The sequence below is a fragment of the Chitinolyticbacter albus genome, assembly GCF_024437655.1.
Taxonomy (GTDB): domain Bacteria; phylum Pseudomonadota; class Gammaproteobacteria; order Burkholderiales; family Chitinibacteraceae; genus Chitinolyticbacter; species Chitinolyticbacter albus.
In genome coordinates this window covers 96,269-107,875 of the sequence record NZ_JANBVF010000010.1, presented here as the reverse complement: position 1 = coordinate 107,875, position 11,607 = coordinate 96,269, and the positions used below count along the sequence as shown (strand labels likewise).

Annotated in this window: 13 protein-coding genes and 1 pseudogene; 12 read left to right on the top strand and 2 right to left on the bottom strand. The window is 66.4% G+C overall.

What is annotated here, in order from left to right:
- Positions 1-81: 81 nt before the first annotated feature.
- From tauA to NLI84_RS08240, 11 genes and pseudogenes are all read left to right on the top strand, one after another.
- Positions 82-1,068 (top strand): taurine ABC transporter substrate-binding protein, encoded by a 987-nt coding sequence (gene tauA, locus NLI84_RS08290; RefSeq protein WP_255989527.1) that lies wholly within the window; start codon positions 82-84, stop codon positions 1,066-1,068.
- A 201-nt stretch (positions 1,069-1,269) separates the two neighbouring features.
- A complete protein-coding gene (tauB, locus tag NLI84_RS08285) occupies positions 1,270-2,058 on the top strand; it encodes a taurine ABC transporter ATP-binding subunit (RefSeq protein WP_255989526.1) in 789 nt (262 codons plus the stop codon).
- A pseudogene (locus tag NLI84_RS19150) lies at positions 2,055-2,624 on the top strand (ABC transporter permease subunit); the annotation flags it as partial. The gene tauB and the pseudogene NLI84_RS19150, both read left to right, overlap by 4 nt.
- An 88-nt stretch (positions 2,625-2,712) precedes the next feature.
- Positions 2,713-2,898: an ABC transporter permease gene (locus NLI84_RS08275; protein WP_255989722.1), complete on the top strand. Its 186-nt coding sequence runs from the start codon at positions 2,713-2,715 to the stop codon at positions 2,896-2,898.
- Positions 2,899-2,916: 18 nt separating this feature from the next.
- Entirely contained in the window at positions 2,917-3,753 is an 837-nt protein-coding gene (gene tauD / locus NLI84_RS08270; protein WP_255989525.1) for a taurine dioxygenase, read from the top strand.
- 18 nt (positions 3,754-3,771) lie between these two features.
- Positions 3,772-5,334 carry an ABC transporter substrate-binding protein gene (locus NLI84_RS08265; RefSeq protein WP_255989524.1) on the top strand — a complete coding sequence of 521 codons (1,563 nt, stop codon included), beginning with the start codon at positions 3,772-3,774 and terminating at the stop codon, positions 5,332-5,334.
- A gap of 173 nt (positions 5,335-5,507) precedes the next feature.
- Entirely contained in the window at positions 5,508-5,822 is a 315-nt protein-coding gene (locus NLI84_RS08260) for a chorismate mutase (protein WP_255989523.1), read from the top strand.
- A complete protein-coding gene (locus tag NLI84_RS08255; protein ID WP_255989522.1) occupies positions 5,819-6,793 on the top strand; it encodes an ABC transporter permease in 975 nt (324 codons plus the stop codon). Before NLI84_RS08260 ends, NLI84_RS08255 begins: the two co-directional genes overlap by 4 nt.
- A complete protein-coding gene (locus NLI84_RS08250; protein WP_255989520.1) occupies positions 6,790-7,629 on the top strand; it encodes an ABC transporter permease in 840 nt (279 codons plus the stop codon). The genes NLI84_RS08255 and NLI84_RS08250 overlap by 4 nt, the downstream gene beginning before the upstream one ends.
- Positions 7,629-8,591, top strand: a complete 963-nt coding sequence (locus NLI84_RS08245) for an ABC transporter ATP-binding protein (RefSeq protein ID WP_255989716.1) — start codon at positions 7,629-7,631, stop codon at positions 8,589-8,591. The genes NLI84_RS08250 and NLI84_RS08245 overlap by 1 nt, the downstream gene beginning before the upstream one ends.
- A complete protein-coding gene (locus tag NLI84_RS08240) occupies positions 8,588-9,352 on the top strand; it encodes an ATP-binding cassette domain-containing protein (RefSeq protein ID WP_255989515.1) in 765 nt (254 codons plus the stop codon). The genes NLI84_RS08245 and NLI84_RS08240 overlap by 4 nt, the downstream gene beginning before the upstream one ends.
- Before the next feature lie 72 nt (positions 9,353-9,424).
- Here the strand turns inward: NLI84_RS08240 and NLI84_RS08235 are convergent, their stop codons facing one another.
- Together NLI84_RS08235 and NLI84_RS08230 are read right to left on the bottom strand one after the other, a co-directional pair.
- The gene (locus NLI84_RS08235) at positions 9,425-10,651 is read right to left on the bottom strand and encodes an SfnB family sulfur acquisition oxidoreductase (protein ID WP_255989514.1); all 1,227 of its coding nucleotides are present in this window, start codon (positions 10,649-10,651) and stop codon (positions 9,425-9,427) included.
- Positions 10,652-10,825: 174 nt separating this feature from the next.
- Entirely contained in the window at positions 10,826-10,978 is a 153-nt protein-coding gene (locus NLI84_RS08230; protein WP_255989512.1) for a hypothetical protein, read from the bottom strand.
- A 53-nt stretch (positions 10,979-11,031) separates the two neighbouring features.
- On the opposite strand from NLI84_RS08230, the gene msuE reads away from it, so the two are divergent.
- Entirely contained in the window at positions 11,032-11,601 is a 570-nt protein-coding gene (msuE, locus tag NLI84_RS08225; protein WP_255989510.1) for an FMN reductase, read from the top strand.
- The last annotated feature ends 6 nt before the right edge of the window (positions 11,602-11,607 follow it).

The following is an 11,607-nucleotide window of genomic DNA, read 5'->3' as shown; positions in this document are numbered from 1 at the left end:
TTTTTAACAAATTATCGACCGGTTAGATTTGCTCATCGATTCGCTGCCCAACGCAGTGGACCCCACCAGGAGAACAATACGATGAGCACCTTGCATACCCTCACGCGCTGGCTGCCGGCGCTGGCGCTGACCGCGGCCCTCACCGCCCAGGCCGACGAGGTCACCGTCGCCTACCAGACCGCGGTCGAGCCGGCCAAGGTCGCGCAGGCCGACGGCGCTTACGAGAAGGCCACTGCCAGCAAGATCAACTGGCGCAAGTTCGAAAGCGGCGCTGAAGTGATCACCGCCGTCGCATCGGGCGATGTGCAGATCGGCTACGTGGGCTCCAGCCCCTTGGCGGCGGCCGCCAGCCGCTCACTGCCCGTGCAGACCTTCCTCATCGCTGCGCAGATCGGCTCGGCCGAGGCGCTGGTGGTGCGCAACGGTTCCGGCATCAACAAGCCGGCCGACCTTGCCGGCAAGAAGATCGCCGTGCCCTTCGTTTCGACCACGCACTACAGCCTGCTCGCCGCACTCAAGCACTGGAAGATCGCGCCGTCCAAGGTGCAGATCATCAACTTACGCCCGTCCGAGATCGCCGCGGCCTGGCAGCGTGGCGACATCGATGCCGCCTACGTCTGGGATCCGGCCCTCGGCAAGGCCAAGGAAAACGGCAAGGTGCTGACGAGCTCGACCGACGTCGCCAAGTGGGGTGCGCCGACCTTCGATGCCTGGATCGTGCGCAAGGATTTCGCCGAGAAGAACCCTGCGTTCGTCGAGCAGTTCGCCCGTGTCACGCTCAAGGCCTATGCCGACTACGCGGCCAATCCCAAGGCCTTCGCCGGCAACGCCGGCAACGTGGAGAAAATCGCCCGCATCACCGGCTCCAAGCCCGAGGAAGTGGCGAGCCTGCTGGAAGGCAACCGCTACCCGGTGGCGGCCGAGCAGACCAAGCTGCTCGCCAAGTCGACCGAGCAGGCGCTGGCCCATACCTCGGCCTTCCTCAAGGAGCAGGGCAAGGTCGACGCGGTACACCCGAGCTACGCCGAATACGTGAGCAGCCGCTACGCCAAGGCCGCACTGAAGTAAGCGTTACCAACAAAACCCTGCTGGCGGCGTTGCACTCACTGGTCGTACATCTCGTACTGCCTGCGACCGAAGGAAGTCCGATTTATCGCATTTCAGGACGTTTCGCGCGCCTTGCCAGCACCGTTGCACTGGGTTTTGTTGGCAACGCACAGACGGAAGCTCATTTACGTCTGCCTACTCACACCCCCGACGGAGCCTGCCATGTCCTCGCTGATCGTCGATCGCGTATCGGTGCACTACGCCGGTGCAGCCACCGCGGCGCTGTCCGACGTGTCGCTGACCGTCGGAGCGGAAAACCTGGTCGTTGCGCTGGGCCCATCCGGCTGCGGCAAGACCACGCTGCTCAACCTGATCGCGGGATTCCTTGCGCCCAGCCGCGGCCAGATCACGCTCGATGGCAAGCCCGTGACGGGGCCTGGCGCCGAGCGCGGCGTGGTGTTTCAGGACGACGCGCTGCTGCCCTGGCTCAATGTGCAGGACAACGTGGCGTTCGGGCTGCGGCTGCAGGGCGTTGCGCCGCGCGAACGCGAGGTGCGGGCGCGCCAGGTACTGCAGCAGGTCGATCTGGCCCAGCACACCGAGCGCCGCATCTGGCAACTCTCTGGCGGCATGCGCCAACGGGTGGGCCTCGCACGCGCGCTGGCCGCCGATCCGCAGCTTTTGTTGATGGACGAACCGTTCGGCGCGCTCGATGCCTTTATCCGCGAACAGATGCAGGCGCTGCTGCTGCGCATCTGGCGCGAAACCGGCAAGCGCGTATTCCTGATCACGCACGACATCGAGGAAGCGGTGTTCCTCGCCACCGAGCTGGTGCTGATGTCGCCCGAGCCCGGGCGCATCGTCGAGCGGCTGTCGCTCGATTTCGGCCGCCGCCACGCGGCGGGCGAGCCGGTGCGCAGCGTGAAATCCGATCCCGAGTTCATCGCCGTGCGCGAACACGTGCTCGCGCGCATTTTCGATCGCCACAGCCTGGAGGGCGCCCCCGCATGAACGCCGCCGAACTCGCCCTGGGCGAACATGAATTCCCGGTCGCGGAACACCCGCAACCAGTAGCACCCAAGCGCAGCGGCACGTTGCGCATCAGCCTCGTCACGCTCGCCGTGGTGCTGGCGCTGTGGTGGGCCGCCGCCGCGTCCGGCCTCGTTGCCCCGCTGTTCCTGCCGCCGCCGCAGGCGGTGCTGGCCAAGCTATGGTTGACCGCCACGCAAGGCTATATGGATGCCACGCTGTGGCAGCACCTGGGTGCCAGCGCCTTTCGCATCGTCAGCGCGCTGATCGCCGCCGTGCTGTTTGCCGTGCCGGTCGGCATCGCCATCGGGCTGTCGCGCACCGCGCGCGGCGTGTTCGATCCGCTGATCGAGTTCTACCGCCCCATACCGCCGCTCGCCTACCTACCGCTGATCGTGATCTGGTTCGGCATCGGTGAGCTCTCCAAGGTGCTACTGATTTATCTGGCCATCTTCGCGCCGATTGCCATCGCCACCGCGAGCGGCGTGCGCGGTGTCCATGAGGCCCGCCTGCGCGCCGCGCAATCGCTGGGCGCCAACCGCTGGCAGCTGATCCGGCATGTGATCCTGCCGTCCGCCCTGCCTGACATCCTCACCGGCGTGCGCATTTGGTCTCGGCACCGGTTGGTCCACGCTGGTGGCCGCCGAGCTCGTCGCTGCCACCCGCGGCCTGGGCTTCATGGTGCAATCAGCCGCGCAGTTCCTCGTCACCGACGTGGTAGTGCTCGGCATCATCGTGATCGCGGTGATCGCCTTTGCGCTGGAGCTGGGACTGCGCGCGCTGCAGCGCCGGCTTACCCCCTGGCATGGCCAGACCCACTGATTGCGCAGGAACGCCCCCATGTCCGTACTCGAGATCACTCCGCTCAGCCCCGCCATCGGCGCCGTCGTCGACGGCGTGCAGCTCTCCGAGCCGCTGTCGGGCGCCAATCGCGACGCGCTGACCGAGGCGCTGCTGCGCCACCAGGTGCTGTTCTTTCGCAACCAGCCGGTGACGCCGACGCAGCAACGCGATTTCGCTCGCCAGTTCGGTGATCTGCATATCCACCCGATCTACCCCAACGTGCCGGAAACGCCGCAGATTCTGGTGCTGGATACCCACGCCGACAACCTGCCGGACAACGATAACTGGCATACCGATGTCACCTTCATCACCACGCCGCCGCTCGGCGCCGTACTCGCCGCGAAAACGCTGCCACCCACCGGCGGCGACACGCTCTGGGCCAGCGGCACCGCCGCATTCGATGCCCTCTCGCCCCGGCTGCAGGCGCTGCTCGAGGGCCTGACGGCCACGCACGATTTCGCCAAATCCTTTCCCGCCAGCCGCCACGCGATTTCGCAAGAGAGCCGCGCGCAATGGGAAGCGACGCGCGCCAAACACCCGCAGCTGTCGCACCCGGTGATCCGCACCCACCCGGTGACCGGACGCAAGGCGTTGTTCGTCAACGAAGGCTTCACGCTGCGCATCAACGAACTGCCGCCGCGCGAATCGGAGGCGCTGCTCGCCTTCCTCTACGCCCATGTCGCCCGCCCCGAATTCACCGTGCGTTGGCGCTGGCAGGTGAACGACGTGGCGTTCTGGGACAACCGCGTCACCCAACACTATGCCGTCGCCGATTACCTGCCCGAACGCCGCGTGATGCACCGCGCGACCATCCTGGGCGACACCCCTTTCTGACCCTGCCCGAGCCCACCCATGCCCTTGCTACGCCGCACCCTTATTGCTCTCAGCCTCGCCTTCGTCAGCACTCTTTCGGCCCATGCGGCCGACCTGCGCATCGGCCTCGCTGCCGACGTCTCCTCGCTCGATCCGCACTTCGTCAACATCGCACCCAATATCGCGCTGTCCTCCCACCTGTTCGAGGCGCTGACGAGCGTGGACCCCAACGGCAAGCTGCAGCCCGGCCTTGCCGTGAGCTGGAAGGCGATCGATCCGACCACTTGGGAATTCAAGCTGCGCCGTGGCGTGAAATTCCACGATGGCAACGAGCTGACGGCCGATGACGTGGTGTTCTCGCTCGATCGGCCCGCCACGCTGACCAACAGCCCCGGGCCCTTCACCAGCTACACCAAGCCCATCGTCGCCAAGGAAGCGGTCGATCGCTACACGGTGCGGCTCAAGACCGCCTCGCCCTACGGCCCGTTGCCGCTCGATCTCAACTCCATCTTCATCGTCTCGAAAAAGGCGGTGCAGAACGCGACAGCGGATGACTTCAACACCGGCAAGGCCATCGTGGGCACCGGTCCATTCAAGTTTGGAGGCTTCAAGCGCGGCGAAGCCATCGAGCTCGTGAAGAACCCACAGTACTGGGGCGAGAAGCCGGTCTGGGACAAGGTCACCTTCCGCATCCTCACGAGCGATGCGCCGCGCCTGGCTGCGCTTTTGGCCGGCGATGTCGATGCCATCGAGAACATCCCCACCGCCGATATCGCGCGGTTGAAGGCCAACCCCAAGTTCACGCTGGCGCAGCGCGCATCGTGGCGCACGCTGTTCTGGCATCTGGATCAGGCGCGCGATATCACCCCCTATGTGACCGACAAGGCGGGCAAGCCGCTGGCGAAGAATCCGCTCAAGGACGTGCGTGTGCGCCAGGCGTTGTCCAAAGCGATCAACCGCGATGCCTTGGTCGAGCGCACGCTCGAAGGCCTCGCAACGCCGGCGGCCAATATCGTCTCGCCGGGCATCTTGGGCCACGCCGAGAAGCTCAAGCCCGAAGCGTACGACCCGGAGGGCGCAAAGAAGCTGCTGGCCGCCGCGGGCTATCCGGACGGTTTCCGGCTGACGCTGCATGGCCCCAACAACCGCTACATCAACGACGAACAGGTGGTGCAGACGGTGGCACAGCTGCTGACCCGCGTTGGCATCGACGCCAAGGTGGAGACGCTGCCACTGTCGGCCTACTTCGGCAAGGCGCGCGCCGGCGAATACAGCGTGGCGCTGCTCGGCTGGGGCTCGCTGGCCGGTGATTTCGCGCTGCGCTCGCTCGTCGGCACCGTCAACCCGGATACCGGCTGGGGCAGCTGGAACTGGGGCAAATACAGCAACGCCAAGGTCGACCAGCTGGTCGCCGCTTCGCTCGCCGCCACCGAACCCGCGCAGCGCGAGCAGCTGGCCGAGGAGGCCGCGACGGTGGCGCTGAAGGATTACGCGGTGATCCCGCTTTATCACCAGTACGCCAGCTGGGCGGTGAAAAAGGGCATCCGCTACACGCCACGCATCGACGAGTTCACCTTCGCCTGGCAATTCAAGCCGGAGTAAGCCCAAGCGCGCGGATACGGCAGGTTATAGCGAGCAGGACGGCGCTGTCTGCGCGCAACACCTCGCCGTAATCGCGCCAGCATGTCCGACTCAAGGCGCAGCTGAATTCAACTGCGCCAACCATGCATGCGCGGCGCAAGTCGCCATGCAGAACGCCACCGGATTGACGAGCAATGAGCCATCCAGAACGATCGACCGAGCTTCGCCTTATGGCGCTGCGCGACCGTATCGACACACTCGATGCCCAGCTGATCGACCTGCTGGCTCGCCGCTTTGCGGTCACCCGCGAGGTGGGCGCGCTCAAGCTGCGCGAGCAGCTCCCCCCCATCGACCCGGCCCGCGAGGCCACGCAGACACTGCGGATACGCAATCTGGCGCTCTTGCATGGCATCGCCCCCGCGCTGGCCGAACAGGTGTTCAGGCTGGTGGTCGACGCCGTGGTCGAAGAGCACCGCAGTCTGCGGCAGGACGCAGAGGCCGGTTCTTGATCGCCCTGGTCCTGCGCCGCCTGCTGCAAAGCGCCTTGGTGTTGCTGGTAATGTCGCTGTTGGTGTTCGTCGCCGTCTACGCCATCGGCGACCCGATTGCGTTGCTGGTCGATCCACAAGCCGACCAGCACGACGTTGCGCGCGTGCGCGCCAGCCTGGGTCTGGATGCACCGTGGTGGGCGCAGTATGGGTATTTTCTCGTCGCCGCCGGCCGGGGCGATCTGGGGCAGTCCTTCATCCATGGCGAGCCGGCGATCCGGCTGGTGTTGGAGCGTATGCCCGCGACGCTGGAACTGGCCAGTGCCGCGCTACTGATTGCGCTCTTCGCCGGCGTGCCACTGGGGCTATGGGCGGGGCTGCGCCCGAATAGCATCTCAGCGCGGCTGGTCAACGGTCTCTCCTTGCTGGGCTTTTCGCTGCCGACGTTCTGGGTCGGCATGATGCTGATCATGCTGTTCGCCGTGGGCCTGGGATGGCTGCCCACCGGCGGGCGCGGGCCAACCGAGCCGGTCTTCGGGGTTCCGCTGTCGATCACCGGGATAGCGGGCTGGCGCCACCTGCTGTTGCCCGCGGCCACGCTGGCGCTGTTCAAGTGGTCCTTGCTGCTGCGGCTGACCGCGGGCGCAACGCGCGAGGCCATGCGGCAGGATTACGTGCGTTTTGCCCGCGCGCGTGGTCTATCGCCGGCCCGTATCGTCGGCGTGCATGTGCTCAAGAACATCCTGATCCCCATCGTCACGGTCTCCGGGCTGGAGTTCGGCTCGCTGATCGCCTTCGCTGTCGTGACAGAAACCGTGTTCGCCTGGCCCGGCATGGGCAAGCTGCTGATCGATTCCATCGCCGTGCTCGACCGGCCGGTGGTGGTGGCCTACCTCCTGATCACCGTGGCGCTGTTCGTCGCCATCAACCTGGTGGTCGACCTGCTCTACGCGCTGCTCGACCCACGCGTGCGCTTCGGAAGCACGGCATGAGCCGTAGCGGCTACGCGGCGCTGATCGCGCTGACGCTACTGGTCGGTGCCGCCCTCTTCGCTCCGTGGCTCGCGCCGCAGAACCCCTACGATCTTGCGGCGCTCGACGTGTTCGACGCGCGCCTGCCGCCGGGCAGCCCCGCCTACGCGGGCCAAATGCACTACTGGCTGGGGACGGACGCCCAGGGGCGCGACATGCTGTCGGCCATGCTCTACGGCCTGCGCATCAGCCTGGTGGTGGGCTTTGCCAGCACCGTCCTCGCGCTGCTGATCGGCATCGTGTTCGGCCTCATCGCCGCCTGGCGTGGTGGCTGGGTCGACGCGCTGGTGATGCGCATCGTCGACGTGCAACTGTCCTTCCCTGCCATCCTGCTGGCGCTGGTGTTGCTGGCCGTCACCGGGCCGGGCCTTGCGAAGATCGTGCTGGCGCTGGTCGCGGCGCAGTGGGCCTACTACGCCCGGGCGACGCGCGGCGTGGCGCTGGTCGAGCGCAACAAGGACTACATCGCCGCCGCCCGCCTGTTGCGACTGCCATCGTGGCGCGTGCTGGCCCATCACCTGCTACCCAACTGCCTGCCAACGCTCTTGGTGGTGGCCGCGCTGCAGCTGGCCGCCGCCATTTCGCTGGAGGCCACGCTGTCTTTTCTCGGCATCGGCCTGCCGGTGACCGAACCCTCGCTGGGGCTGTTGATCGCGAATGGCTTCCAGTACCTGCTGTCCGGCCGCTACTGGATCAGCGTGTTTCCCGGCGTGCTGCTGGTGCTGTTGCTGGTGAGTTGCAATGTGCTGGCCGACGCGCTACGCCGGCTGGCCGATCCGCGCGAGGCGGCACGGTGATGGTCCTGGCGGTCGACCATCTTTCGCTGCGCATTCCCGGCGCGCAGCGCACCGTCTATGCGGTCGACGACGTGAGCTTCGCCATCGCACCGGGCGAGGTGGTGGCGCTGGTCGGCGAATCGGGCTCGGGCAAGACGCTGACGGCGCTGGCGCTGGCCGGGCTCAACGAGGCCGCCGTGCAACGGGTGGGCGGCAGCATACGGTTGCAGGGCGAGGAGCTCACCGATCTGTCCGAGCGCGCCTTGCGCCGGCTGCGCGGCGCGGCGCTGTCCGTGGTATTCCAGGACCCGATGGCAACGCTGAACCCGGTGCTGACCGTCGGCACGCAACTTTCGGAAACCGTGCTGGCGCATCGCCGCGTAGGCCGGCAGGAGGCGCGGCGGCGGGCGGTGTCAGCGCTCCAGGCGGTCGGCCTGCCGGAGCCGGAACTGCGGCTGCGCGCCTACCCGCACCAGCTCTCGGGCGGCATGCGCCAGCGCGTGGCTATCGCCGCGGCGCTGATCAACGAACCCGCGCTGTTGATTGCCGACGAGGCCACCACCGCGCTCGACGCGACGCTACAGGCGCAGATCCTGGCGCTGGTGCGCGCCCACGGGCACGCGCACGGCACGGCGGTGCTGTGGGTGACCCACGATCTGGCGGTTGCCGCCGGTTTTGCCGATCGCGTGCTGGTGATGTACGGCGGGCAGTTGATCGAAACCGGTCCGGCCGATCGGGTGCTGCGACAGCCTGCGCACCCCTACACCGCGGCGCTGCTCGCTGCCATTCCATCACGCGCCGAGCCGGGCAGCGAACTTGCCACACTGCCCGGCCAGCCGCCGGACCTGGCGCCGCCCCCACCTGGCTGCCGCTTCCGGGAGCGTTGCCCGATCGCGCGTGCCGAGTGCGCAGCCGGGCCTGCGTTACATGCGCTGGGCGCAGAAAGGCAGGTGCGTTGCTTCTTTCCGCTGGTGACGTCATGAGCCCGCCGCTTTTCGCCGTTGATGAGCTGGGCTGCGATTTCACGCTGCCTGGCGGCCTGTCATGGCGGCGGCAATATGTCACCGCGCTTGATGCCGTCACGTTGTCGATCGCGGCAGGTGAAGCCTTGGGCGTGGTGGGGGAATCGGGCAGCGGCAAATCGACGCTGGCGCGCATCGCCACGGGCCTCTTGCCGGCCAGTCGCGGCACGCGCAGCTGGCTGGGTGCAGCCATGCCGCCCGGCCCGCATGCAGGCATCCAGATGGTGTTCCAGGATGCGGGCAGCGCGCTCAACCCACGGCTGCGCATCGGCAAGCAGATCGCCGAGGCACCGCTGCTGCATGGTCTCATCGATGGCAGGCCCGACGATTTCATCGCCGGAGAGCTCGAACGCGTCGGTCTCGCCGCCGAGTTTGCCCACCGCTACCCGCACCAGCTCTCGGGCGGTCAGCGCGCGCGCGTCGGCATCGCCCGCGCGCTCGCCTTGCGCCCGCAACTCTTGGTGTGCGACGAAGCGAGTGCGGCGCTCGACGTGGTGGTGCAGGCGCAGGTGCTGAACCTGCTGCAAAGCCTGCGGCGCGAGCTGGGCCTCGCACTGCTGTTCATCAGCCATGACCTCGGCGTGGTACGCCATGTGTGCGATCGCGTCGCGGTGATGCAGGCAGGCCAGGTGGTCGAGATTGAGCGTGCTGAAACGCTGTTCCAATCCCCCGCGCATCCCTACACCCGCAAGCTGCTGTCTGCGGTTCCCACACTGGGGTAGTTCGGATCGCGGTGAGCCTGCAGCGCGCAACCTTCAGGTCGCTTTGCCGCAGGCTCAACGGCGATGAGCGCTTTACAACCAGGGGTGGCGCGGCGGGAACACGCCGTTGAGGTGGTAATTGCCCACATGGTGGTACTTCCAGCGCACCGGGTCGTGCAGAGTGTGGGTACGCGCATTGCGCCAGTGGCGATCGAGGTTGAACTGCTGCAGCGTCGAGCGCGTGCCGGCGAGTTCGAACAACTTGCTGCCGGCGAGCACGGCGGTCTCGGTGCTCAGCACCTTGGCCTCGGCAACGGCGATCGACGCGGCGGCCACATTGGCCTCGGTCGGCTCGGCCTGCGCGAGGTCAATCGCTTCGCCCGCGCGGCGCAGCAGCGCATCGGTGGCATGCACGCGTATGGTCAGATCGCCAATTTCGCGGATGATCAGCGGGTCTTCGTAGCCGTGCTCGACCTCGCTATCGATCCACGGGCGGGTGTGCTGGCGCACGAAGGCGATCGTGTCGTTCAGCGCGGCGTGGGCGATGCCGGCATCGACCGCGGCCTGGATGATCTGTGCGATCGGGCCCATCACCGTCGGCCTGTCGAACGCCAGATGATGCGGCAGCACGTATTCGCTCGGCACGAAGATGTTCTCCAGCAGCGTGGTGCCGCTCGCGGTGGTGCGCTGGCCGAAGCTCGACCAGTCGTCGATCACCGTCAGGCCCTTGCTGCCCTTCTCCACGAAAGCGACCACCGTGTCGTCGTGCTCGTTCTTGGCAACGACCGGCACCCAGTCGGCGAGCAACGCGCCGCTGGAATAGAACTTCTTGCCCGATAGCACATAGCCGCCCTCGGTCGGCGTCAAGCGCGTCTGCACGTCGTTCACACTGCGGGTGCCGATCTCGGAAAACGCGTTGCCAAAGCGCACGCCATCGAGCACCAGCTTGAAGAAGTGCTGCTTCTGCCAGTCGCTGCCATCGAGCCGCAGCCCCTCGACCATATAGAGATGGTTCTGCGGGATCTGGCCGATGCTGGGGTCGGCCTCGGAGACAATCTTCACCACCTCGGCGAGCGTCACGTTCGAGACAAAGGCGCCGCCATACTCGCGGGGCACGGTGATGCCCCACAAGCCGCTTTGCGAGTAACGATCGAGCTCCGCGCGCGGCAGGCGGCGCTCGGCGTCGCGCTGGGCTGCTTCCTGGCGGAACTCCGCCGCCAGCTCGCGTGCAATGGCGATCGCCTCGGTGTCATTACGGATCACATGGGCTGCAGGCCGGGAAGTGGTGGCTGGCGCGCTGGCGTGGGCAAGCTCAGACATGAATGGTGCTCCTCTGGGAAGAATGCCGCAGCAAAGGTTGCGGTCTGCCCAGATAAATGCACACTTCATGCCACTGCCTCATCCAATTGATTCTAAAGAAAAAAACAAAATCATATCCCGGCGTGATGCGTGCGATTCGCAGCGCGTTGCTGCAGCGATGCTGCTCTATCAGCACTACTTGCCGCCGTCTCTCATCGCCATGCCCGGATTGCCATAAATTGCTGCCTGAGCAGCAACCCAGCAGCACGCTGCAGCGGGTGCAACATCCGCCCCCGCACCAAAAAACAATTTAACTATTTGATTAATATGTAAAAACATGATTGGCACGGTTAGTGCTCATAGATTGCCAGCAACTATCGGCATCCCGCCAAGAGGACACTATGAGCAAGAAACTGAACGTGGTCGCCGTGACCGGCAGCCTGCAACGCCCCTCACGCACGCTGGCCCTCACCGAGGCCATCCTGGCCCAGCTGGCCGAACGCATCGCGGTGGACATCAAACTGATCGAGCTTGGCGAGATCGGCCCGTCGCTCGCTGGCGCCTTGCGGCGCGACCAGTTGCCGGTGAGCGTGGCCGAGGACATCCGCGCCATCGAAACGGCCGATCTCCTGGTGGTGGCGACCCCCGTCTATCGCGCTTCCTACACCGGCCTCTTCAAGCATCTGTTCGACTTCGTCCACCACGAAGCACTGACCAATGTGCCGGTACTGCTCGCCGCCACCGGCGGGAGCGATCGACACGCCCTCGTCATCGACCACCAGCTGCGCCCGCTGTTCTCGTTCTTCCAGGCGCTGACGCTGCCGATCGGCGTTTATGGCGCCGAGCGCGACTTCAGCGACTACCGCGTGCATGACGCGGCCTTAGAGGCGCGCATCGCCCTGGCGGTGGAACGCGCGCTACCCCTGCTTTCCCATCGCGATGCGGCAGTTTCCGCCGCTGTCGCAGCCTGATCCCCA

Excerpts from the sequence above, each read along its gene's own strand:
- tauA (WP_255989527.1), top strand. The coding sequence starts at position 82 with ATGAGCACCTTGCATACCCTCACGCGCTGGCTGCCGGCGCTGGCGCTG.
- tauB (WP_255989526.1), top strand. The coding sequence starts at position 1,270 with ATGTCCTCGCTGATCGTCGATCGCGTATCGGTGCACTACGCCGGTGCA.
- tauD (WP_255989525.1), top strand. The coding sequence starts at position 2,917 with ATGTCCGTACTCGAGATCACTCCGCTCAGCCCCGCCATCGGCGCCGTC.
- NLI84_RS08265 (WP_255989524.1), top strand. The coding sequence starts at position 3,772 with ATGCCCTTGCTACGCCGCACCCTTATTGCTCTCAGCCTCGCCTTCGTC.
- NLI84_RS08260 (WP_255989523.1), top strand. The coding sequence starts at position 5,508 with ATGAGCCATCCAGAACGATCGACCGAGCTTCGCCTTATGGCGCTGCGC.
- NLI84_RS08250 (WP_255989520.1), top strand. The coding sequence starts at position 6,790 with ATGAGCCGTAGCGGCTACGCGGCGCTGATCGCGCTGACGCTACTGGTC.
- NLI84_RS08245 (WP_255989716.1), top strand. The coding sequence starts at position 7,629 with ATGGTCCTGGCGGTCGACCATCTTTCGCTGCGCATTCCCGGCGCGCAG.
- NLI84_RS08240 (WP_255989515.1), top strand. The coding sequence starts at position 8,588 with ATGAGCCCGCCGCTTTTCGCCGTTGATGAGCTGGGCTGCGATTTCACG.
- NLI84_RS08235 (WP_255989514.1), bottom strand. The coding sequence starts at position 10,651 with ATGTCTGAGCTTGCCCACGCCAGCGCGCCAGCCACCACTTCCCGGCCT.
- msuE (WP_255989510.1), top strand. The coding sequence starts at position 11,032 with ATGAGCAAGAAACTGAACGTGGTCGCCGTGACCGGCAGCCTGCAACGC.